Annotated in this window: 20 protein-coding genes and 1 riboswitch; of the genes, 4 read left to right on the plus strand and 16 right to left on the minus strand. The window is 69.2% G+C overall.

Annotation, left to right across the window (positions count from 1 at the left end; translation table 11 throughout):
* Positions 1-53: 53 nt before the first annotated feature.
* The gene (locus SLUN_RS10485; RefSeq protein ID WP_108148233.1) at positions 54-1,196 is read right to left on the minus strand and encodes a glycosyltransferase family 4 protein; all 1,143 of its coding nucleotides are present in this window, start codon (positions 1,194-1,196) and stop codon (positions 54-56) included.
* 100 nt (positions 1,197-1,296) lie between these two features.
* Here SLUN_RS10485 and SLUN_RS10490 point away from each other — a divergent pair, with 100 nt between their 5' ends.
* A complete protein-coding gene (locus SLUN_RS10490) occupies positions 1,297-2,598 on the plus strand; it encodes a glycosyltransferase 87 family protein (protein ID WP_108154651.1) in 1,302 nt (433 codons plus the stop codon).
* Between the two features lie 64 nt (positions 2,599-2,662).
* On the opposite strand, the gene SLUN_RS10495 is transcribed toward SLUN_RS10490, so the two are convergent.
* The 5 genes from SLUN_RS10495 to SLUN_RS10515 form a co-directional block, all read right to left on the minus strand.
* Entirely contained in the window at positions 2,663-3,892 is a 1,230-nt protein-coding gene (locus SLUN_RS10495) for a hypothetical protein (protein WP_108148234.1), read from the minus strand.
* A 16-nt stretch (positions 3,893-3,908) separates the two neighbouring features.
* On the minus strand, positions 3,909-4,937 hold the full coding sequence (locus SLUN_RS10500) for a C40 family peptidase (RefSeq protein WP_108148235.1): 1,029 nt from the start codon (positions 4,935-4,937) through the stop codon (positions 3,909-3,911).
* Between the two features lie 209 nt (positions 4,938-5,146).
* Positions 5,147-6,172, minus strand: coding sequence for a C40 family peptidase (locus SLUN_RS10505; protein WP_108148236.1), 1,026 nt, complete (start codon positions 6,170-6,172; stop codon positions 5,147-5,149).
* 322 nt (positions 6,173-6,494) lie between these two features.
* On the minus strand, positions 6,495-7,856 hold the full coding sequence (locus SLUN_RS10510) for an NYN domain-containing protein (RefSeq protein ID WP_108148237.1): 1,362 nt from the start codon (positions 7,854-7,856) through the stop codon (positions 6,495-6,497).
* A gap of 45 nt (positions 7,857-7,901) precedes the next feature.
* The gene (locus SLUN_RS10515; RefSeq protein ID WP_108148238.1) at positions 7,902-8,144 is read right to left on the minus strand and encodes a hypothetical protein; all 243 of its coding nucleotides are present in this window, start codon (positions 8,142-8,144) and stop codon (positions 7,902-7,904) included.
* A 150-nt stretch (positions 8,145-8,294) separates the two neighbouring features.
* On the opposite strand from SLUN_RS10515, the gene SLUN_RS10520 reads away from it, so the two are divergent.
* Together SLUN_RS10520 and SLUN_RS10525 are read left to right on the plus strand one after the other, a co-directional pair.
* Entirely contained in the window at positions 8,295-9,017 is a 723-nt protein-coding gene (locus tag SLUN_RS10520) for a rhomboid family intramembrane serine protease (RefSeq protein WP_108148239.1), read from the plus strand.
* Positions 9,014-9,295, plus strand: a complete 282-nt coding sequence (locus SLUN_RS10525) for an Lrp/AsnC family transcriptional regulator (protein ID WP_108148240.1) — start codon at positions 9,014-9,016, stop codon at positions 9,293-9,295. The genes SLUN_RS10520 and SLUN_RS10525 overlap by 4 nt, the downstream gene beginning before the upstream one ends.
* 147 nt (positions 9,296-9,442) lie before the next feature.
* Here the strand turns inward: SLUN_RS10525 and SLUN_RS10530 are convergent, their stop codons facing one another.
* From SLUN_RS10530 to ctaE, 6 genes are all read right to left on the minus strand, one after another.
* On the minus strand, positions 9,443-10,852 hold the full coding sequence (locus tag SLUN_RS10530) for an aminotransferase class V-fold PLP-dependent enzyme (RefSeq protein ID WP_175313171.1): 1,410 nt from the start codon (positions 10,850-10,852) through the stop codon (positions 9,443-9,445).
* A gap of 204 nt (positions 10,853-11,056) precedes the next feature.
* A riboswitch (SAM riboswitch) is annotated at positions 11,057-11,173 on the minus strand.
* Positions 11,174-11,273: 100 nt separating this feature from the next.
* Complete coding sequence (gene trpD, locus SLUN_RS10535; RefSeq protein ID WP_108148241.1) at positions 11,274-12,338, minus strand: anthranilate phosphoribosyltransferase; 1,065 nt, start codon at positions 12,336-12,338, stop codon at positions 11,274-11,276.
* A 130-nt stretch (positions 12,339-12,468) separates the two neighbouring features.
* A complete protein-coding gene (gene qcrB / locus SLUN_RS10540; RefSeq protein ID WP_108148242.1) occupies positions 12,469-14,118 on the minus strand; it encodes a cytochrome bc1 complex cytochrome b subunit in 1,650 nt (549 codons plus the stop codon).
* Complete coding sequence (gene qcrA, locus SLUN_RS10545; RefSeq protein WP_108148243.1) at positions 14,115-15,167, minus strand: cytochrome bc1 complex Rieske iron-sulfur subunit; 1,053 nt, start codon at positions 15,165-15,167, stop codon at positions 14,115-14,117. The genes qcrB and qcrA overlap by 4 nt, the downstream gene beginning before the upstream one ends.
* Positions 15,164-15,973: a cytochrome bc1 complex diheme cytochrome c subunit gene (qcrC, locus tag SLUN_RS10550; protein WP_108148244.1), complete on the minus strand. Its 810-nt coding sequence runs from the start codon at positions 15,971-15,973 to the stop codon at positions 15,164-15,166. The genes qcrA and qcrC overlap by 4 nt, the downstream gene beginning before the upstream one ends.
* A 77-nt stretch (positions 15,974-16,050) precedes the next feature.
* On the minus strand, positions 16,051-16,671 hold the full coding sequence (ctaE, locus tag SLUN_RS10555; RefSeq protein ID WP_108148245.1) for an aa3-type cytochrome oxidase subunit III: 621 nt from the start codon (positions 16,669-16,671) through the stop codon (positions 16,051-16,053).
* A 175-nt stretch (positions 16,672-16,846) separates the two neighbouring features.
* Between ctaE and SLUN_RS10560 the strand changes: the two genes are divergently transcribed.
* Positions 16,847-17,248 (plus strand): DNA-binding transcriptional response regulator, encoded by a 402-nt coding sequence (locus SLUN_RS10560; protein ID WP_108148246.1) that lies wholly within the window; start codon positions 16,847-16,849, stop codon positions 17,246-17,248.
* A 35-nt stretch (positions 17,249-17,283) separates the two neighbouring features.
* Here SLUN_RS10560 and SLUN_RS10565 read toward each other — a convergent pair whose 3' ends face one another.
* The 4 genes from SLUN_RS10565 to ctaC all read right to left on the minus strand — a co-directional run bounded on the left by SLUN_RS10565 (position 17,284) and on the right by ctaC (position 21,749).
* A complete protein-coding gene (locus SLUN_RS10565) occupies positions 17,284-18,537 on the minus strand; it encodes a L,D-transpeptidase (protein ID WP_108148247.1) in 1,254 nt (417 codons plus the stop codon).
* Positions 18,538-18,655: 118 nt separating this feature from the next.
* Positions 18,656-19,054, minus strand: coding sequence for a cytochrome c oxidase subunit 4 (locus SLUN_RS10570; protein ID WP_108148248.1), 399 nt, complete (start codon positions 19,052-19,054; stop codon positions 18,656-18,658).
* On the minus strand, positions 19,051-20,790 hold the full coding sequence (ctaD, locus tag SLUN_RS10575) for an aa3-type cytochrome oxidase subunit I (protein ID WP_108148249.1): 1,740 nt from the start codon (positions 20,788-20,790) through the stop codon (positions 19,051-19,053). Before ctaD ends, SLUN_RS10570 begins: the two co-directional genes overlap by 4 nt.
* A complete protein-coding gene (ctaC, locus tag SLUN_RS10580; RefSeq protein WP_108148250.1) occupies positions 20,787-21,749 on the minus strand; it encodes an aa3-type cytochrome oxidase subunit II in 963 nt (320 codons plus the stop codon). Before ctaC ends, ctaD begins: the two co-directional genes overlap by 4 nt.
* Between the last annotated feature and the right edge of the window lie 87 nt (positions 21,750-21,836).

Genomic DNA, 21,836 nt, shown 5'->3' on the forward strand with positions numbered 1-21,836 from the left:
GCCGTAGGCCCTGTCCGGTCGATCCTGCCGGGTGTCGGACACGGCCCAGGAGTTCAGAGAAGCGTCCGAAGCCTCTCGGCCAGCAGGTCCCAGCGCCACTTCTCCTCGACCCACTCCCGGCCGCGCTCCCCCATCCGCCGGCGCAGCTCGGAGTCGCCCAGCAGCGCGACGATCCGCTCGGCGGACTCCTCGGCGGAGCCGCCCCGGACCACCCAGCCCGTCTCTCCGTCGAGTACGGCGTCGGGGGCGCCGCCCGAGTCGCCCGCGACGACCGGCAGTCCGGTCGCCGACGCCTCCAGATACACCATTCCGAGACCCTCGACGTCCAAGCCTCCCCTTCGGGTACGGCAGGGCATCGCGAAGACATCCCCCGCACCGAAGTGGGCGGGCAGTTCCGCCCAGGGGACGGCGCCGGTGAAGCGTACGGAGCCCTCGACCCCGGTCGCGGCCGCGAGGCCCCGCAGCTCGTTCTCGTACGGGCCACCGCCCACGATCAGCAGCACGGCGTCGGGCACGCTCGCCAGGATGGCGGGCATCGCGCGGATCAGGGTGTCCTGCCCCTTGCGCGGCACGAGCCGGGATACGCACACCACGACCGGGCGACTGCTCAGCCCGAGGCGGCTGCGGACCACGTCCCCGCCCGAGGCCGGGTGGAAGGTCTTCTCGTCGACACCGGGCGGCAGTTGGACCATGCGCCCGGCGGCCTGGGGGGTCAGCGCGGCGGCGATGCGCGAGCGGGTGTACTCACCGAGATAGGTGATCGTGTCCGTGCCCTCGCCGATGCGGCGGAGCAGTTGCCGGGACGCGGGCAGCTGCGCCCAGCCCGCTTCATGGCCGTGCGTGGTGGCCACCAGCCGGCGCGCACCCGCCTTGCGCAGGGCGGGTGCCATCAGCCCGAGCGGCGCTGCCGCGCCGAACCACACCGACTCGCAGCCGTGCTCGCGCAGCAGCTGGGTCGCCCTTCGGGTGACGCGCGGGGTCGGCAGCAGCATCGTCGTACGGTCCCGTACGACGGTGAAGGGCTGCTCGGCGTCGAACGCGGCGGTCGCCTCGATGCCCTCGGGGCCCCGCTTCCAGGTGGAGGCGTAGACGACGAGCTGCCCGGGGTCCAGTCGCAGCGCCATGTTGTGCAGGAACGCCTGGATGCCGCCGGGCCTGGGCGGGAAGTCGTTGGTCACGATCAAGGTCTTGTGCATCGCTGCCGACAGTACCGAACGGCCCTGCCTGACCGCTCCGGCGAGCCCCCGCCCGGCATCATGGGCACCCCCAATCCCGGATGAAAGGGACGAGGTGCTCATGGCGGGCAGCGCAAGCGGCGGCGGCGCACGGCTCCCCCTCGCCGGGGGCGGCACACGGCTCCCCCTCCCCCGCGGCGGCACACGCCTCCCCGTCGCGGTGTGGCTCCTCACCAGGACCGCACTGCTGCTCTTCGTCCTCAGGGTCGTCACCTTCCCCGGCCCCGATGTCACCACCGATGTCTCGGTGATCTACCAGGGCTGGTACGAGGTGCTGCAGACCGGCACGTATCCGCTGGACGACGTCACCTGGCAGTACCCGCCCGCCGCCGCGCTCGCCATCCTCTCCCCCGCGCTGCTGCCCTTCCTCGGCTACGCCGCCGCCTTCTCCTTCCTCGCACTGCTCTGCGACGCGCTCGTCCTCGGGCTGCTGCGGTACGCGGGCGGGCGGCCCGGCAAGTCGCAGCGCGGCACCTGGGTGTGGGTCACGGGGGTGACGCTCCTCGGGCCGACCGCGTACGCCCGCTACGACCTGATGGTGACCGCCGTCGCCGTCGCCGCGCTGCTCGCGGGCGCGCGCCATCCACGCACGCTGGGCGCGCTGGCGGGTTTCGGCGCGCTGCTGAAGGTGTGGCCGCTGCTGCTGCTCGCGGGCACCCCGCGCGGCCGTGCCACCCGCCGCTCCTGGGCCACCGCCGCCGGGACGACGGCCGGGCTGACGCTGCTGCTCAACGCGTCGATGCCGGGCGCGCTGGCGTTCCTCACCTTCCAGCGCGACCGGGGCACGGAGATCGAGTCGCTGGGCGCGCTGGTCTTCCATGTCGCGCGCCACTTCGGCTGGCAGGGCGAGGTGCTGCTGAACTACGGCTCGGTGGAGTTCCTCGGCCCGTATGTCCCTCTCGTCTCCACGCTCGCCCTTGCCCTGACCGCTCTCGCCATGGGCTGGCTGGCGGTGTGGCGGCTGCGGGCGAAGAGGTTCGCGCCGAGCACGCCGTGCGACGCGGCCTTCGCCGCCGTGCTGCTGTTCACCACGACAAGCCGGGTGATCAGCCCCCAGTACATGATCTGGCTGGTGGGCCTGGCCGCCGCGTGCCTCGCCTTCCGGGGCAGCCGGATGGCGCTGCCCGCGTGGCTGGCGGTGGCCGCCACGGGGGTGACGATGCTGGAGTTTCCCGTCTGGTTCGCGCATGTGGTGGCGAGCGACCCGCTGGGCGTGCTGCTGCTGGCCGTACGCAACGGGTTGCTGGTCGCGGCGACGCTGACCGCCTGCGGGCGGCTGTGGCGCCAAACGGTGACCGAGCCCCGCCGCCGCGGGCTGCTGCCCGCTCGGCCGGCTCGCGACAACGCGCTGCTCTCCTCGTGAGCCTCACAGACGCCCGCTCCGGCGGTCGGGCCGAACCGACCGCCGAACCGACCGCCGAACCGCCTCAGCCGCCCAGCCGCTCGCGCAGATACTCCCGCCACCGCATCGTGAACTCCTCCGGCGTCGTCCCCAGCACATCGCTCATGGCCTTCTCCACCGCGCCCGCCCGGTGCTTCCCCTCTCCGACGGCCCGGTAGAACCCCGTCAGCCGCTCCTCGCCCCAGCGCGCGGCGATCAGCTCGCACGCCAGCCAGCCGCCCTCGTACGCCCGCGCCAGCCGGCCCGCGTCCCCCGCGAAGCCGAAGTCCTTGTCGTCCGGCAGCGTGGCCGGCACGTCACCGAGCCGTACCGCCCGCTGGAGTTCGGGGGCGATCCGGCCGGCCGTACTTCCCGTGCCGCGGTAGGCGACCCAGTCGGCGAAGCCCTCCGACAGCCACATCGGCGTGGCCGCCGACGTGTGGGCGCGGGTGGCCACATGGGTGGTCTCGTGGGTGAGCACGGTGTCCTGGCCGAAGGCGCCGAGTACCGCGTACGCCTGGGGGTTGACGATCACGCGGTCCGCGGGCGCCGTTCCCGGCGCCCCGGTCTCGCCGGTGGTGACCGCCGCGATCCCCCGGTATCCGGCCGCGGCCGCACCCAGCAGCGCCCCCATGGCGTCCAGCGATGCGGGGGCGAGGACGACCACGCGGCCCGCCCACTTCGAGGGCCAGGCGTCGGACACAGCGGGCACTGCGCGGTCGGCGGTCGCCGCGAGCGCGCGCAGCCGTACCGGGTCCTGGCCGACGCCGAGTACGAGGCTTCGCCCGCCCCGTACGACCTGGACGTCGCCCTGCTGCCAGAGCTGCTGTGCGCCGCCCCTGCCCGCGCGCTCGGCGGTCACGTACCACCGGCCGTCGCGTTCGCCGAGCTCCAGCGTGCGGGAGACGGTCACGGGCGCGGTGTCGTAGCCGGCGATCCGGTAGCGCAGTTCGGCCTGGGCGACGGCCCGCTTGCCCTGACGCCGCACATCCCCCAGCCGGTACTCCCAGGATTCCAGGGGTATGTCCGCGAGGTTCTGGAACTCCCTGCTCTGCGTCGCCCGCAGCTTCGCGGCCTCGGGGGCGAGGGCCGCGAGATAGGCGCTCCGGTCGTGGCCGAGCACGGCGGCGGCCCGCCCGTCCAGCGTCCGCCGGATGTCCCGCGCGGTGGTGTCGGACGCCTTTGGGGACGCGCAGCCGGATGCCAGCAGCGCCGCGGCGAGGCCGAGCCCCGCCGCGCACCGTATCGCCGCCGCTGTGCGCCTTTGACCAGCCATCCTGCCGATCGTACGGTCACACGCGGGTGACCGACGAGACCGGCATCATGCCGACCGGGTCGTAGCGCACCGGCGCGCCGGGATACGGGGCGTGCACCACCTGGCCGTTGCCCATGTACATCCCGATATGGCTGGCATCGCTGCGGTACGCCACGAGATCGCCGGGGCGCGCCTCCGCCAGGGAGACCTGCCTGCCCGCGTACCGCTGCGCCTGCGAGGTGCGCGGCAGCCCGACGCCCGCCTGCGCGTACGACCACTGCATCAGCCCCGAACAGTCGAAGCCGGAGGGCCCGTTGGCGCCCCACACATAGGGGCGGCCGACAGCACTGCGGGCCGCCATTGCCGCGGTCGCCGCACGAGCGGAGGCGGGGGCGAGGCCGGACAGTTCGGGCAGCGAGCCGCGGCCGGAGCGGGAGACCCGGTCGAAGGCCGCGCGGTCCTCGGAGGGCAGCGAGTTCAGCAGCCGCTGCGCCTCGGTGAGTTTGCGCTCGACAGTGCGCTTGTGGCGGGCGACTGCGGTCCGGCTGAGTTCCAGCTCGGCGAGGTCCCTTGTGGCCTCCTCGCGCTCCTGGCCGAGCTTGCGCCGCGCCCGCCGGAGATCCTCCAGGGCCCTCGTCTGCCGCTCGCTGATGCGGTCCAGGGTCGCGGCCTTGTCGAGGTAGCTGTCCGGGTCCTCGGAGAGCAGCAGGGCGAGCGCGGGGTCCATGCCGCCCGAGCGGTACTGGGCGCCCGCCACCGATCCGAGCGCTCCCCGCATCCGGTTGATGCGCTCCTGGCCGCGGGCCGCGCTGTCCTGCGCCTGCGCCACCTGCTCGCGCAGCCGCCCCACCCGTTCACCGGCCTTGTTGAAGTTCTCGGTGGCCTGCTCGGCCTCCTCGTACAGCCGGTCGACATTGGCCCGGGTCGCCTCCGTGGCGTCGCGCGGGTCCGCGCTCGCCGGTGCGGCGCCGAGGGCCGCAGCGGCCGTTGCCGCCGCGGCGGACAGGACGGTGACCCGGGCGCTCTGAGTGAGGCCGGACTGTGAGGGTCGGCGATGGGACGCCACGGGCCGCGCTCCCTTCCGCTGTACGAGGGATGTTGCGCGGCAGACAGTAGCCGTGCGAACACGGAGCGGCCAAAGACCGTGCCGGGCACGCAAAGTGACGCCCCGCCGGAGACCACAGGTCACCGGCGGGGCGCGACGTCAGCGGGAGTTGACCCAATTCGCCCGTTTGGGCGGGCGTGAACGACGGGTCGGCTGCGCTTCAGGGTGCGTCAGATGCGCACGCCGAACTGGAACGGCATGTTGTTGATCGACTCGTAGCGCACGCTGGCACCGGGCTTCGGGGCGTGCAGTACCTGGCCGTTGCCCGCGTAGAAGCCGACGTGGTGCTGGTCGCCGTAGAAGATGACCAGGTCGCCCTGCTGGAGTGCGCTCTGCGAGTAGATGCGGGTGCCGGCGTTGGCCTGCGACTGGGAGGTGCGCGGTATGGAGACACCGGCCTGCGCGTACGCCCAGGAGGTCAGCCCGGAGCAGTCGAAGGAGTTGGGACCGGAGGCGCCGTAGACGTACGGCGAACCGATCTTGCTCTGGGCCGCGGAGAACGCGGCGGACGCCCGCTGCGAGGCCGGAACCGCGTTGCCGAGGTCCGCACGCGAGCTGGCGCGGTTGGCGCGGGACTCGTCGGCGCTGAGCGCGGCGCGCTCCTGCGCGGTGAGCGAGTTCAGCAGCTTCTGCGCGGCGACCAGCTTGGTCTGGACTTCCTTCTTCTTCTCGCCGAGCTCCTTGCGGGTGTCCGCCAGGTCACCGAGCTTCGACTGGGCCTCCTTGCGCTGCTGCGCGAGGGTCCGCTGCTTGGCCTGGATCTCCGTCAGCGCCTCGGTCTGCTTGGCACCGAGCTGGTCCAGCGCGGAGGCCTTGTCCAGGTAGCTGTCCGGGTCGGCGGAGAGGAAGAGCTGTACGGCGGGGTCGATGCCGCCGGAGCGGTACTGGGCGCTCGCCACCGAACCGAGACCGTCGCGCAGGGTGTTGAGCTCGTCCTGACCGCGGGCGACCTTGTCCTGGAGCGCGTCGATCTGCTTGTCGAGCTTCGTCTGCTGCTCCTTGGCCCCGTTGTACTTCTCGGTGGCCTTCTCCGCCTCTTCGTAGAGCTTGTCGACCTTCTCCTTGACCTCGCTCTTGCTCGGCGCCGGGTCGGCCTGGGCGGCCTGGGAGGTCAGGGCTACGGCCGCGGCGGCGGTCGCGGTGAGCACGGTCACACGGGTGCGGCTCGGCTGCTTGGGTCGACGGTGGGACGCCACGAAGGCGAGCTCCTTCTTCCTCGAGCCGCCTACCGGGCTGTGGGGGGTTCAAGCCCCGGCGTCCGCACTTCAGGTCCCCCGGGGAAAAGGGACTGAACTGTACGAACTCGGCGGTTCCTTCGCTGTCACCCCGGATGGGCGATCAACCGCGCGAAGGTTCGAGGCCCGACCCTAGTGACCTTCTTGTGATCAGTTCAAATCCTGATGAGAAAAAAGTGCCTTGCCGCGCGCATTCTTTACACACACCACACGCGCAGTAGTGACCACTTGACACAACGTCCGTCAGAGAGAGCATCAATTCGGGCATTTGGCGCGGTAGTTATTAGACGCGCGAAAGCCGCTTCAGCAACAAAGCGGACGCGACCGGCCTGGCGCCCGCCTTCGCGACTCCGTCGGCGACCTCGCGGTCGGTGGAGACCACCACCACGGGCCTGCCCGGCGGCTCCGCACGGACCAGCTGACGGATCAGCTCGTCGGCCGTCACACCGGCCTTCGAGAACAGCACCCGCACCCCGCGCGGCGGTGCGAGCAGCACCGGCGCCGCCAGCTCCGCGCCGTCGAAGACACAGGTGATCTCGGCGCCGGTCTGCGCCGCGAGCACCGAGAGACCGCCGAGCAGCCGCAGCCGCTGCTTCTCCAACGGCATCGTCGGATAGCCGGTCTTGGTGACGTTGTAGCCGTCCACCACCAGATGTGCCTGGGGCAGTGCGAGCAGCTGGTCGAGCAGGGCAGGATCGGTCTCCGAAAGCGCACGGGCCGCGATGTCCTTGGGGGACATCCGGCCCGGCTCGACCGCGTCGACGGTGTCCGCGGGATGGATGCCCGCGGGCGGCAGCGCCAGCTCCCTGCGCAGCCCCTGAGCCGCGTCGAGCACCGTGTCGAGCAGCAGCCGCAGCCGCATGTCCTCGATCGAGCGACCCTCGCGGGCCGCCCGGCGGCCGGCCTCCACGGACGCCTCGGCCTCGCCGAGACGCGCCTTGAGCCGCCGGCTCTCGCTCTCGGCCGCCGACAGCTGGACCGCGGCCTCCGACCTGGTCGACTCGATCTCGGCGTCCCTGCGGCGCAGGGACGCCTCACCGCGCTTCACATCGCTCTGGGCGCTGCGCAGCTTGCGGCGCAGCGATTCGGCTTCCTTGCGGACCGTCTCCAGCTCCGTACGCAGCCGCTCGGTCTCGCTCTTGACCTGGCCGCGCGCCTCGCTGAGCTCCTCGCGCAGCCGCTCCAGCTCGCGCCTGCCCGCCTCGTCGGCGCGCTCGGCGTCGGCCCGCTGGGCCTCCTCGCCGGCGGCGGCGACGAGTTTCACCCATCCGGCGGGCCGCAGTACATAGGCGGCGGCCGCCACATCGACGGGATCGGCGGCCGCGGGGGGTGATCCGGCCTCCAGCGCCCCGGACAGTTCGGGCTGCGCCTGGCTGAGCCGCTCGCCGATGCGCTGCCGGAAGACCGGGTCGCTCTCCAGCGCGGCGGCCATCGCGTTGCCCGCGAACTTCGCGCGACGAGTCGGGGTGAATCGGGCGTACTGTCGCAGCTGCGCCGGGAGTTCGCCGACGGTCAGACCGCCGAAGGCGTCCGAGACCAGCGACACCACCCGGCGCCGTACGCCTTCGGGCAGCGGGCGGTCGAGCGCCTCGGCGGCGTCACCGGCCGCACCGGCCGGCTCCGCGCCGTTTGCAGGCTGCTCCACAATCCGTCACCCCACTACCCGTTCAGGGCCCTTCGGGCCGCTCCCTCAGGAACCGGCGCCCGGCCTGTCCACCAGCTCGATCTGGTCCACCGCGTTGCACCACCGGCAGCGCACCGACTCGATGGTCTCACTGACCACCTCGCGCTCCTCGACCTTCGGCTCTCCGGCCAGGTCCAGATGGACGTATTCGACGACCTTGGAGGAGCGGGTGACATCGAAGCGCGTGAGGTTGCCGCAGAGCGTGCAGCGCCAGCGGGTATCGGCCGTCGCTGGGGGAACCGTCGTCATCGTGCCGTCCTCTTTCGTCATGCGGATGCGGGTGCCGCTGTGCGCCGTCGAACTGCGGACGTACTGCCTGTAACCCTACGGCCTCGCGGGTACCCGATGACGCGGCGAGGCACTCTGTACCGGTCAGCCCCACTACGCCATGATCTGTCCATGATCGGTTGGTGGGGTGCGGTCCGTGGCGCGGCCTCGGGACCTGCGGTGACATACGGCACGATCGCCGTCTGCTGTGTGGCGTTCGTCCTCGGCCCCGTCTCGGGCCTCAACCCGGTGTACGGCACCGGTGACGCGCTGCTCACCGCGCAGAGCACGTATTTCGAGCGCTGGGGCGTGATCCCCGCCGAGCTGATGAGCAGCACCCCCGGCGCCCTTCTCACCCCCCTCACCGCCCTCTTCGTCCACGGCAGTTGGCTGCACCTGCTGGGCAACATGCTCTTTCTGTACGTCTTCGGCGCGATGGCCGAGGAACGGATGGGGCAGCTGGAGTTCGGCCTCTTCTATCTGGGCTGCGGCTATGTCGCGCTGCTCGCCTACGCGGCGGCCAATGCCGGCTCCGAGCAGACCCTGGTGGGCGCCTCAGGGGCGATCTCGGGCGTGCTCGGCGCCTTCCTCTACCTCTTCCCGAAGGCCCGGGTCACCAGTCTCTTCCCGTTCCTCTTCTTCCTGCCGCTGCGCTTCCCCGCCTGGATCGTGCTGATCTTCTGGTTCGTCCTGCAGTGGCTGGCGGCAAAGGGCGCGGGCAGCGGTCCGGGGGTCGCGTATCTCGCCCATCTGGTGGGGTTCGGGGCCGGCTTTCTCTACGCCTGGGGACGATTCCGGCAGGGGACTAGAGTGAAGGCCCAAGCAGCGGCCACCGAGGGAGAAAGCCAACCGTGATCACCGCGATCGTGCTCATCAAGACCAGCGTGGACCGCATCCCCGAGATCGCCGAGTCGATCGCGGCGCTGGACAGCGTCAGCGAGGTCTTCTCCGTGACCGGTACGTACGACCTGATCGCCATGGTGCGGGTGGCCAAGCACGACGACCTGGCGGATGTGATCCCCGGCTCGATCAGCAGGATCCCGGGCGTCGAGGGCACGGACACGCATGTGGCGTTCCGTACGTACTCGCAGCACGACCTCGAGGCGGCGTTCGCGATCGGCCTGGACGCCTAGCGCCTCCAGCGGGGGGTGCCGGGGTGCGGCTGGGCCGCACATTCAGCCCGTCCGGCGATTGAGGACACGCGCGCAGCGCATACGGAGGAACAGCGCCGCAGGCGCAGACGCACGCGCCGCACGGGGACCGGGGCCGGAGCCCCGGGGTCACACCGCCGGCACGCAGCGGCCGTCCTCCGTGCGGTAGTTCCACTTCGCGCCGTCGCTGACGAGCTCCTTGACCGCCCGTACGAAACGCTCCACGTGCTCGTCCGGAGTACCCGCCCCGAAACTGACCCGGATCGCGTTCAGCGAGGGCTCGCCCGGCTCCGCCTCCGGCGCGCCGCACTCGCCCGGGTCCTGCGAGTCGCTGCCCAGCAGGGTCCGCACCAGCGGGTGGGCGCAGAAGAGCCCGTCCCGTACACCGATGCCGTACTCCGCCGAGAGCGCGGCCGCGAAGTGCGAGCTGTTCCAGCCCTCGACGACGAAGGAGATGACGCCCACCCGCGGCGCGTCGTCCCCGAAGAGCGAGAGCACCTTGACCTGCTCCACCTCGGCGAGGCCCGCACGGACCGTGGCGACCAGCCGCTGCTCACGGGCGACCAGCGTGTCGAAGCCGGCCTCGGTGAGTGCCTTGCAGGCGGAGGCGATGGAGTACACACCGATGACGTTCGGCGATCCGGCCTCGTGGCGGGCGGCCGTGGTGTGCCAGTCGACGTCCACGCCGCCGTCCGTACGCCGGGCCACCTTGCGCGACGCGCCGCCGCCCGCGAGGTACGGCTCCGCCTCCTGCAGCCAGTCCGAACGGCCCGCCAGCACGCCCGAGCCGAACGGCGCGTACAGCTTGTGCCCGGAGAAGGCGACCCAGTCGACGTCCAACTCCTGTACGGAGACCGGGTGGTGGGGTGCCAGCTGGGCGGCGTCGAGCACGATCCGCGCGCCGTGGGCATGGGCCGCGGCCGCCAGCTCCTTCACCGGCCACAGCTCACCGGTGACATTGGACGCGCCGGTCACGCAGACCAGCGCCGGGCCGTGGACGTCCTGAGCAGATGCGGTACGGTCGGCGAGCGCGCGCTCCAGCGTGCCGACTGCCTCGGCCGGCGTACGCGGCGCGTTCAGGTACGTCACCCGGGCGTCGCGCCACGGCAGCAGCGAGGCATGGTGCTCGGTCTCGAAGACGAAGACCTGGCAGTCGGCGGGGAGCGCGGCCGCCAGCAGGTTCAGCGAGTCGGTGGTGGAGCGGGTGAAGACGACCTGGTCGCCGGCGCGGCAGTCGAGGAACTCGGCGACCGTCGTGCGGCTGTTCTCGAAGAGGTCGGTGGACAGCTGCGAGAGGTACCCGGCGCCGCGGTGCACGCTGCCGTAGTACGGGGCGTACGCGGCCACGTCGTCCCACACCCGCTGGAGGGCGGGGGCGCTCGCCGCGTAGTCGAGGGCGGCGTAGGTGACCTCGCCGCCGGTGACGAGCGGGACGGTCACATCGCGGCCGAGCACCGGCAGCGGCGCGGCACAGGCGGGCTCGGACTCGGAGGGGGCGACAGCGGTGGACGTGGCGGCGGCGTTCGGGCATGCGGACATGGCGGAATCTCCCGGCAGGAAGGCGGAATGGCTTCGAAGACCCGCACAACGGCCGAACGGCCGCTCTGTGTACGGGGATTGCCCTCAAAACGTCACGGCGATCGCCGCACGGAGGGTCTGCTGAAGAAGGGGCCGGTCAGCCCTATCGCATTCGCTTGCTCACGAGACTGCTCCCTTGAGGACCAGGACCCCAGGGCTTGCAGGGGTCCGCGCTTGCCGCAGACCTCGCTGCCTACGGCCTGGTCTTCACCCGGGGCACCCCGCCACGGACGGAGGGTTGCCGGACAGCGAGCCGGGGCCTTATCGCTGTCACTCATGACCTGCCGAGAAGTATGCCAGTTGATCGCGGGGGCGCAACCAGGTGTCCGGAATCCGGGACGGCGGAAGGGCCCGGCGGGCAGGCCGGACCCTTCCTCAACCCCTACGCGTTGCTGATGGCCACCCACCGCTCGAGCGCCGCCCTCGCCGCCCCCGAGTCGACCGAGTCCGCCGCCTTCGCCATCCCGGCCGAAATCTGCTCGGCGAGCGACCCCTCTCCCGGCGCGAGAGCGACAAGCGCCGCCGCCGAGTTGAGCAGCACCGCGTCCCGTACGGGCCCGGTCTCACCGGCGAGCAGCCGGCGCGCCACATCGGCGTTGTACGAGGCGTCCGCGCCCCGCAGGGCCTCCACCGGCACCAGATCGATGCCGATGTCCCGCGGGTCGAAGGCCTCTTCGCGCACGGCCCCGTCCCGTACCACCCACACCCGGGACGTCGCCGTCGTCGTCAGCTCGTCCAGGCCGTCGTCGCCCCGGAAGACCAGCGCCGACGAGCCTCGGTCGGCCAGCACTCCGGCCAGGATCGGCGCCATCCGGGCGTCCGCGACACCGGTGGCCTGGGCCTTCACCTTCGCCGGGTTGGTGAGCGGGCCGAGGAAGTTGAACGTGGTGCGGATGCCCAGCTCCTTGCGGGCCGCCGCCACATGCCGCAGCGCCGGGTGGAACTTCACCGCGAAGCAGAAGGTGATCCCGGCCTCGGCCGCGACCTCCACGACCCGCTGCGGGGTGAGCTCAAGATTGACGCCGAGCTTCTCCAGTACGTCCGAGGCACCGCTCGCCGACGACGCGGCGCGGTTTCCGTGCTTGACGACCTTCGCGCCCGTCCCCGCGACGACGATCGCGGACATCGTGGAGATGTTCACGGTCCTGGCACCGTCACCGCCGGTACCGACGATGTCGACGCTGGGGCCCGGCACCTCGATCAGATTGGCGTGCTCGTACATGGTCCGTACGAGGCCGGAGATCTCCTCGACCGTCTCGCCCTTGGCGCGCAGCGCGACAGCGAAACCGGCGATCTGCGCGTTCGTCGCCTCGCCGCTCAGGATGCGGTCCATGGCCCAGGCGGTGGCATCCGCGCTCTGGTCACGGTTCTCCAGGAGGGCGTTCAGCACACCGGGCCAGGAGAGGTCCGCCACGCTGTCGCCGCCAACCGGGGTCACAACGTTCATGGTCCACTCCTGGGTCCACAGCCGAATAGGGATGGGTCCACCCTATCCAGCCCCACGGACGGCGAAGAGCCCCGTCCATCGAATGGACGGGGCTCCCGCTGTGGCGATCCGTACAGATCAGTACAGGCGATCAGTGGTGGCCGGGGCCCTCGATGATCTCCTTGTACTCCTCGGTGGTCGGCTTGGGGATCTGGTTGCCCTCGCCGTAGTAGCTGTTGCTGAGCTTGGCCTTGAGCTTCTGCGCGCGGGTCACCTTGCGCTCGACACCGTTCTCGTCGACCGTCGGGCCGACCTCGGCCGGCTCGTACTGCTCGTGCGCCGTGAGCGTGTGCAGGGCACCCTGGCTGAGCGGCTCGTGGACCTCGACGAACTCACCGTGCGGCAGGCGCTTGATGATGCCGGACTCGCGTCCGTGCAGCACCTTGTCCCTGTCGCGCCGCTGCAGACCCAGGCAGATCCGCTTGGTGATGACGAAGGCGATGACCGGTCCGACGAAGAAGAAGATCCGGACGAACCAGGTGATCGCGTTGATCGAGAGGTGGAAGTGGGTGGCCCAGATGTCGTTTCCACCACCGATCAGCAGGACGAAGTACCAGGTCAGCCACGCCACACCGAAGGCGGTTCGGGTCGGGGCGTTGCGCGGGCGGTCCAGGATGTGGTGCTCGCGCTTGTCGCCGGTGACCCAGGACTCGATGAACGGATAGACCGCGATCGCCACCAGCACCAGCGGGAAGATGATCAGCGGGATGAACACACCCAGGACGAGTGTGTGCCCCCAGGCATTGATCTCCCAGCCGGGCATCACTCGGATCAGGCCCTCGGAGAAGCCCATGTACCAGTCGGGCTGGGCCCCGGTGGACACCTGGTCCGGACGGTACGGGCCGAGCGCCCAGATCGGGTTGATCGAGGCAACCGCCGAGACGACCGAGATGACACCGAAGACCAGGAAGAAGAAGCCTCCGGCCTTGGCCATGTAGATCGGCAGCAGGGGCATGCCGACGACGTTCTTGTTGGTCCGGCCGGGACCCGCGAACTGCGTGTGCTTGTGGTAGAAGACCAGGATCAGGTGCCCCACCAGCAAGCCCATCATGATGCCGGGCAGCAGCAGGATGTGGATCGAGTAGAACCTGGCCACGAACTCGCCGCCGGGGAACTCTCCGCCGAAGAGGAACATCGACAGATACGTGCCGACGACCGGCACCGACAGGATCGCGCCCTCCATGAAGCGGACACCCGTACCGGACAGTAGGTCGTCCGGGAGCGAGTAGCCGGTGAAGCCGGTGAACATGCCGAGCACCAGCAGCAGGAAGCCGAACAGCCAGTTGACCTCGCGCGGCTTGCGGAACGCGCCGGTGAAGAAGACGCGCATCATGTGGACGAGCATGCCCGCCACGAAGATCAGGGCCGCCCAGTGGTGGATCTGGCGGATCAGCAGACCGCCGCGTACGTCGAAGCTGATGTCCAGCGTCGAGGCGTACGCCTCCGACATCCGCACACCCTGCATCGGGATGTAGCTGCCGTGGTACTCCACCTCGTTCATCGACGGGTGGAAGAACAGCGTCAGATACACACCCGTGAGGATGATGATGATGAAGCTGTAGAGGCAGATCTCACCGAGCATGAAGGACCAGTGGTCCGGGAAGATCTTGCGCATATTGGCCTTGGCCAGGCCGTAGATCCCCAGCCGGCCGTCCGCCCAGTCGGCCACCCGCTCGCCGGCGGGCGCCTGGCGCTTGCCCGGCGCGCCGGCGCTTGATGGATTCGTTGGTGTAGTACTCATCCGCGCTCCCAGAAGGCAGGACCGACAGGCTCGTCGAAGTCGCCGAGCGCCTCGAGGTTGCCCTCAGCGTTCACGCCGATCCGCAGCTGCGGCAGGGGGTGACCGGCAGGGCCGAAGATGACGCGGGCGCCGTCGGCGAGGTCGAAGGTGGACTGGTGGCACGGGCAGAGCACGTGGTGCGTCTGCTGCTCGTAGAGGCCGATCGGGCAGCCGACGTGCGTACAGATCTTGGAGTACGCCACGATGCCCTCGTGCGACCACTCGAGTTCGCGCTGGTCCTTGATGTCGTCCGGCTGGATCCGGACGATCATCAGAGCCGCCTTGGCGATCTGCACCTGGAAGTCGTGCGCGTCCTCTTCGAGGCCCTCGGGCTTGGCGAAGGTCAGCGAACCGACGACGACGTCCTCGGGACGCAGCGGCTCATTGGTGTTCATGTTGATGAGCTGCTTGCCCTTGGCCCACAGCGTGCTGCGGAGCTTCTTCTCGGGCAGCGGACCCAGGTCGCGCAGCAGCACCACACCGGCGAGCGGCACCATGGCCAGCGCGCCGAACATGGTGTTGCGGATCAGCTTGCGCCGGCCGAAGCCGGACTCCTCGGCGCCGGCCGCGAAGTCGGCCATGACCTTGGCCCGGACCTCGGGCTCGGCCGCGATCGGGTGACGCTCGTCGGTGATCTCTTGATCGGACATCAGGGTGCGGGCCCAGTGGACCGCTCCCGCGCCGATGGCGAAGAGCGCGACCCCGAGGGTCATACCCAGCGAGAAGTTGAGCGCGCTGACGTTCCCGAACGGCCAGATGTAGACGATCTTGTCGACCGGGAAGGTCACGAACGAGGCGATGAAGGCGATCGTCGCCAGCATCGACAGCGTGAACATGAACGCGACCGTGCGCTCGGAGCGCCTGGCTGCCCGCTCGTCGATGTCCTGGATGCGCGGCTTGTGGACCGGCAGTCCCGGGTCGGCGAACGGGTCTTCGGCGACCTCTACCGCGGCGTGCGCGGCGCCCTGCTCAACAGGCAGGTTCTCTTCTGGAATCTCTTGGCTACTCATGACTTCTTGGCCTTAGCGGTGTGGGCCGCGACCCAGATGGCGACTGCGATCAGCGCACCCAGACCGAAGATCCAGCCGAACAGACCCTCACTGACGGGGCCGAGGCCGCCCAGGTTGAGTCCACCGGGGCTCTCGGCTTCCTCGCCGTTCACGGTCTGGATGTACGCGATGATGTCCTGCTTCTGCTTCTCCGGCATCGTGGTGTCGGGGAAGGACGGCATGTTCTGCGGGCCGGTCTGCATGGCCTCGTAGATGTGCTTGGGGTCCACGCCCTCAAGGCTCGGGGCGTACTTGCCGTTGGTCAGCGCACCGCCCTCACCGGTGAAGTTGTGACACCCGGCGCAGTTGGTACGGAACAGGTCGCCACCCTTGGCGATGTCCGCACCCTCGGGGCTGTACTGCTTCTCGGTCGGCACGATCGGGCCGGCGCCGAGGGAGGCGACGTACGCCGCGAGCTGGTCGATCTCACTCTGCGAGTAGATGACCTTCTTCTTCGGCACCTGCGCGCCGGGCTGCTGGGCCGGCATCCGGCCGGTGCCGACCTGGAAGTCGACAGCGGCGGAGCCCACGCCGACCAGGGACGGACCGTCAGAGGTTCCCTGACCGCCGGTTCCGTGGCAGCTTGCGCAGCCGACGGTGTAGAGCTTCTTGCCCTCCTCGATGGCGAGGGACTGGGCGGTCTCTTCGGCCTGCGCCTTGTCCGCGGGTGCGAACGCGGCGTACAGCCCCCCGGTGGCCGCCAGCGCGAGGAGTAGGACGACGACCGCCGCCAGCGGATGGCGTCGTCGTGCGGAGAGCTTTTTCACGGATTACCCCGGTGTCAGGATCTTCTGCGTCGATGCTTCTGGACTGTGTCTGCTTCAGGCAGCGAGTGCCCGCGCCGTTACTTGATCATGTAGATCGTGGCGAAGAGGCCGATCCAGACGACATCGACGAAGTGCCAGTAGTAGGACACGACGATGGCGGCGGTTGCCTGCTCGTGAGTGAATCTCCTGGCCGCGTACGTCCTGCCGAGAACCAGCAGGAAGGCAACGAGACCTCCCGTCACGTGCAGGCCGTGGAAGCCGGTGGTCAGGTAGAACGCCGAGCCGTATGCGTTGGAGGACAGCGAGAGACCGTCCGCCTTGACCAGCTCGGTGTACTCGAAGACCTGACCTCCGATGAAGATCGCACCCATCACGAACGTGAGCGTGAACCACGAGCGGAGCTTCTTCACGTCGCCCCGCTCCGCGGCGAAGACGCCGAGCTGGCAGGTGAGGGAGGAGAGCACCAGGATCGTGGTGTTCGTCGCCGAGAACGGGAAGTTCAGATGATCCGCCTGAGACTTCCAGAACTCGGCACCCGTCACCGATCGCAGGGTGAAGTACATCGCGAAGAGGGCCGCGAAGAACATCAGCTCGGAACTCAACCAGATGATGGTTCCGACGCTGGTGAGGTTCGGCCGATTGACCGACGGGTGCGCGTGCCCGGTTTCTACTGTCGTTGCTGTCGCCACGACCGACATTATGTCGGTCGCTTATCCCGCCCTCACCCCGGGGGGTGCCGTTCGGTGTGTCAGTGGGCCGTGTCCAGCCCGAACGGCCCATCGAAGCACTGTCCGAACCGCTGTTGACGAGGTGTGGGACGGAGTAGCATCCGTCCCATTCACGATGCGGTGCCGCCGTCGATTCGGAGGAACAATGCAGTCGAGCGCCACGGTCCTGGTCTACAGCGACGACGCCAACACTCGCGAGCAGGTGCGGCTGGCGGCCGGACGCAGGCCGGCCGCGGACGTACCGCCGGTCGAGTTCATCGAGTGCGCCACCCTCCCCGCCGTCCTGAAGCAGCTGGACGAGGGCGGCATCGATGTCTGCGTACTGGACGGCGAGACGGTCCCCGCGGGCGGTATGGGTGTCTGCCGGCAGATCAAGGACGAGATCTTCAACTGCCCGCCCGTGCTGCTGCTGATCGGCCGCCCGCAGGACGCCTGGCTGGCCACCTGGAGCCGTGCCGAGGCCGCGGTGACCCTCCCGGTCGACCCGGTGGAGTTCGCGGCCGCTCTGGCGTCCCTGCTGCGCGCCAGGCTCGCCATTCAGGCCTGAGACCACTCCCGGGCCCTGTCCTGGCCCAGGAGGTGTCAGACCTGGGGACGCAGCCGTGCCGCGTCGGCGGGGCTGCTGCCGTCCCTGGTGTCGGCGACCAGGGCACTGCCCTTGCGCCACTTGTCCCAGGCCAGGTTCCAGTCGCCGAAGCCGTTGCCGAACGGGTCCATCTCCTCGCCGATGCTGTTGACGACCTTGACGATGTCGCCCTGGCGCACGGTCCCGTAGAACCAGGCGGCGTTGCCGGTGGACATCCCCGTGCAGCCGTGGCTGACGTTGGCGTAACCCTGTGAGCCGACGGACCACGGCGCGGCGTGGACGTACTCACCGCTCCAGGTGACACGCGTCGCGTAGTAGACCGGCAGGTCGTAGGAGTCCGCGCTGCCCTCGGCGATGCCGATGCTGGTGCCGCGCATCCGTACGAAGTACTCCTTGCCGAGCACGACCTTGATTCCGTTCCGGGTGGAGAAGCCGGGCTTGCCCGTGGTCACCGGAATGGTATTGATCACTTCTCCGTTGCGCATGACCGTCATGGAGTGCGCGCCGGCGTCGGTGATGGCCTCGATACGGTCCCCGATGGTGAGCTTCAGCGGCTTCGAGGGGCCGCCGTAGAGCTTGCTGGCGACCTTGACGCCCTGGAGGTTGCTGATCGCGTTGACGGTCGCGCCCGCGGGCCAGTACTCCTTCGGGCGGTAGTGCAGCTTCGTGTCGTCCACCCAGTACCAGGTGCCCTCGACGGCGGGCGCTGACTCGACCTTGAGGGCGCGTTCCACAACGGCCCTGGCCGCCTTGTCCTTGACCGGGGCGCTGAGCTCCGCGGTGACGGGCTGCCCGACGCCGTACGTGCCCTTCTGCGGGCCGAACTTGACCGTGAGGAGCTCCTTGGATGGAGCGGTCTCGAAGGTCACCGTGCGGTTGCCCGGGTAGCCGTCCTCGTCCTCCGTGGAGATCCTGACGCTGTACTTCACACCGGCCGACAGGGGTGAAGTCGAGCGCCAGCGGGTGCCGTCGGCGGAGAGCTCACCGGCGAGGAAGTGGCCCGATTCGTCGGTGACGGTCACATCGGTGATCCGGCCGCCGCCGTCCTCGGCGGTGACCTCGAGAGGCTTGTCCGGGTCCGCCTTGGCGCTGCCCGACGGCGCGTTGAGGCCGACCTGGTCCGCGGCGTCGTACGGCGTCGCGGAGAGCGGATGGGTGTCGGAAGCACCGCACGCCGTCGCGACCGCCCCGAGGGACGCGACCAGCAGGGTGCAGCCGAGAACGTTGCGGATGCGTGGCGTGTGGTTCATAAGCACACGTTATGAAGATCTGTTGGTAGCGGCGCGCTGAGTGACTGCAAACGAGGGGCCCGGGTCCCCCTCAGGAGTGAGGGTGACCCGGGCCCGGCCGTGCGTTGCTGACGCTGTGTTACTGGTTCTGGTTCTCACCGCGGTAGTACTCGAACACCCAGCCGAAGAGGCCGACCAGGATCAGCGGCGCCGAGAAGTACAGCAGCCACCAGCCGATCGCGATCGCGAGGAAGGCGAGCGCACCACCGGTGGCCAGCGAGAGCGGCTGCCAGCTGTGCGGGGCGAAGAACCCCACCTCGCCGGCCTCGTCCGCGACGTCGGCCTCCTTGTCGTCCTGGGCCATGGCGTCCACTCGCCGGGCCGTGAAGGCCAGGTAGTAGCCGATCATGATGCTCAGGCCGAAGGCCAGGAACAGCGCCGTCGTACCGGCCGGCTCCTTCGACCAGACGCCATAGAGGATGGCGACGGCGAGGATGAAGACGCTCAGCCAGATGAACATCCTGCCTTGGATCTTCACTTGCCGTCCTCCTTGCCACCGGCGAGAGCCTGGGCGGCTCCGCCATGGTTCTCGAGCTGGTCGAGAGCCGCGATCTCAGGGTGGTGCAGATCGAACGCCGGGGATTCGGAACGGATCCGCGGCAGGGTGAGGAAGTTGTGCCGGGGCGGCGGGCACGACGTCGCCCATTCGAGCGAACGGCCGTAGCCCCACGGGTCGTCCACCTCGACCTTCTTGCCGTACTTCGCCGTCTTCCAGACGTTGTACATGAACGGCAGGATCGACAGGCCCAGCAGGAACGAGCTGATCGTCGAGATCGTGTTCAGAGTGGTGAAGCCGTCGGCGGCGAGGTAGTCCGCGTAACGACGCGGCATGCCCTCGGCACCCAGCCAGTGCTGCACCAGGAACGTGCCGTGGAAGCCGATGAACAGCGTCCAGAAGGTGATCTTGCCGAGGCGCTCGTCCAGCATCTTGCCCGTGAACTTCGGCCACCAGAAGTGGAAGCCGGCGAACATCGCGAACACCACGGTGCCGAAGACGACGTAGTGGAAGTGCGCGACGACGAAGTACGAGTCGGAGACGTGGAAGTCCATCGGGGGCGAGGCCAGGATGACGCCGGTCAGACCACCGAAGACGAAGGTGACCAGGAAGCCGATCGTCCAGAGCATCGGGGTCTCGAAGGACAGTGAGCCCTTCCACATGGTGCCGATCCAGTTGAAGAACTTCACACCGGTTGGCACCGCGATGAGGAACGTCATGAAGGAGAAGAACGGCAGTAGGACGCCGCCTGTGACGTACATGTGGTGCGCCCACACCGTCACGGACAGACCCGCGATCGAGATCGTCGCGGCCACCAGACCGATGTAGCCGAACATCGGCTTCCGGCTGAAGACCGGGATGATCTCGGAAATGATTCCGAAGAACGGCAAGGCGATGATGTACACCTCTGGATGGCCGAAGAACCAGAAGAGGTGTTGCCAGAGCAGAGCCCCGCCGTTGGCCGAGTCGAAGATATGCGCACCGAACTTGCGGTCCGCCTCCAGCGCGAAGAGCGCGGCGGCCAGCACCGGGAAGGCGAGCAGGACCAGCACACCGGTCAGCAGCACGTTCCACACGAAGATCGGCATCCGGAACATCGTCATGCCGGGAGCGCGCATGCAGATGATCGTGGTGATGAAGTTGACCGAGCCGAGGATCGTGCCGAAGCCGGAGAAGGCCAGACCCATGATCCACATGTCGGCGCCGATACCCGGCGAGCGGACCGCGTCCGACAGCGGGGAGTAGGCGAACCAGCCGAAGTCGGCCGCACCCTGCGGGGTGAGGAAGCCGGCCACCGCGATGATCGAGCCGAAGAGGTAGAGCCAGTACGCGAACATGTTCAGCCGCGGGAACGCCACGTCGGGCGCGCCGATCTGCAGCGGCATGATCCAGTTCGCGAACCCTGCGAACAGCGGCGTCGCGAACATCAGCAGCATGATCGTGCCGTGCATCGTGAACGCCTGGTTGAACTGCTCGTTCGACATGATCTGCGTGCCGGGACGGGCGAGCTCGGCGCGCATGAAGAGCGCCATCACACCGCCGACGCAGAAGAACACGAACGACGTGATCAGGTACATCGTGCCGATGGTCTTGTGGTCAGTGGTGGTCAGCCACTTCACGACCACATTGCCCGGCTGCTTGCGCCGTACCGGCAGCTCGTTCTCGTACGAGTCGTCAGCTGCTGCGGCGGCACCCTGAGGTTCGTTGAGGATGCTCACAGTTTGTTCTTCTCCGCATTCCTGGCCGGGTCCGTCTGCTCAATGCCCGACGGGATGAAGCCGGTCTGCCCCTTCTCCGCCAGCTCCTTCAGGTGCTGCTGGTAGCGCTCCGGGGAGACCACCTTGACGTTGAAGAGCATCCGGGAGTGGTCGACGCCGCAGAGCTCGGCGCACTTGCCCATGAAGGTGCCCTCCCGGTTCGGAGTCACCTCGAAGGAGTTGGTGTGACCCGGGATGACGTCCTGCTTCATCAGGAAGGGGACCACCCAGAAGGAGTGGATGACGTCACGAGAGGTCAGGATGAACCGGACCTTCTCACCCTTGGGCAGCCAGAGAGTCGGACCCGGGTTTCCGGTCTGCGGATTCCGGGTTCCGGGGATACCGGCGTCGTAGACGCCTTCGGCACCCTCGGGGAACTGCTTCTGGAACTTGTCCGGGACGGCGTCGAGCTCCTTGGGGACCTCGGCGCCGGTCGTGGCGTCGCCGTCCAGGTTCTCGATGTAGTTGAAGCCCCAGCTCCACTGGTAGCCGACCACGTTGACCGTGTGGGCAGGCTTTTCGGAGAGGGAGAGGAGCTTCGACTCATCACGCGCCGTGAAGTAGAAGAGCACCGAAACAATGATGAGCGGAACCACGGTGTACAGGGCCTCGATGGGCATGTTGTACCGGGTCTGCGGAGGTACCTCCACCTTCGTGCGGCTGCGCCGGTGGAAGATGACACTCCAGATGATCAGACCCCACACCAGCACGCCCGTGGCGAGCGCTGCCGCCCACGAGCCCTGCCAGAGGGAGAGGATCCGAGGGGCCTCTTCCGTTACCGGGGTGGGCATTCCAAGGCGGGGGAAGTCCTCGTATGTGCAACCAGAGGCGGTCGCCAGGACCACGCCCACGGTCAGCACCTGGAGCAGCTTCCGCCGCATCGGGCGCCGCGACGAGCGGTCGGAGCCGTTGGGACTCACGTAGCGCCTTCCCGAGAGTCTCGGCCCGCGCGGCATGCCGCGGCCGTCTCGTGGTCGGTCGCCGGCCCTGACGCGGGCAGGGGTTTG

The sequence above is a fragment of the Streptomyces lunaelactis genome (assembly GCF_003054555.1).
GTDB classification, from domain to species: Bacteria; Actinomycetota; Actinomycetes; order Streptomycetales; family Streptomycetaceae; genus Streptomyces; species Streptomyces lunaelactis.

Bases quoted from the DNA above. Each gene is read 5' to 3' on its own strand.
- SLUN_RS10485 (WP_108148233.1), bottom strand. From the start codon at position 1,196: ATGCACAAGACCTTGATCGTGACCAACGACTTCCCGCCCAGGCCCGGC.
- SLUN_RS10490 (WP_108154651.1), top strand. From the start codon at position 1,297: ATGGCGGGCAGCGCAAGCGGCGGCGGCGCACGGCTCCCCCTCGCCGGG.
- SLUN_RS10495 (WP_108148234.1), bottom strand. From the start codon at position 3,892: ATGGCTGGTCAAAGGCGCACAGCGGCGGCGATACGGTGCGCGGCGGGG.
- SLUN_RS10515 (WP_108148238.1), bottom strand. From the start codon at position 8,144: ATGACGACGGTTCCCCCAGCGACGGCCGATACCCGCTGGCGCTGCACG.
- SLUN_RS10520 (WP_108148239.1), top strand. From the start codon at position 8,295: ATGATCGGTTGGTGGGGTGCGGTCCGTGGCGCGGCCTCGGGACCTGCG.
- SLUN_RS10530 (WP_175313171.1), bottom strand. From the start codon at position 10,852: ATGTCCGCATGCCCGAACGCCGCCGCCACGTCCACCGCTGTCGCCCCC.
- trpD (WP_108148241.1), bottom strand. From the start codon at position 12,338: ATGAACGTTGTGACCCCGGTTGGCGGCGACAGCGTGGCGGACCTCTCC.
- qcrB (WP_108148242.1), bottom strand. From the start codon at position 14,118: ATGAGTACTACACCAACGAATCCATCAAGCGCCGGCGCGCCGGGCAAG.
- qcrA (WP_108148243.1), bottom strand. From the start codon at position 15,167: ATGAGTAGCCAAGAGATTCCAGAAGAGAACCTGCCTGTTGAGCAGGGC.
- ctaE (WP_108148245.1), bottom strand. From the start codon at position 16,671: ATGTCGGTCGTGGCGACAGCAACGACAGTAGAAACCGGGCACGCGCAC.
- SLUN_RS10560 (WP_108148246.1), top strand. From the start codon at position 16,847: ATGCAGTCGAGCGCCACGGTCCTGGTCTACAGCGACGACGCCAACACT.
- SLUN_RS10565 (WP_108148247.1), bottom strand. From the start codon at position 18,537: ATGAACCACACGCCACGCATCCGCAACGTTCTCGGCTGCACCCTGCTG.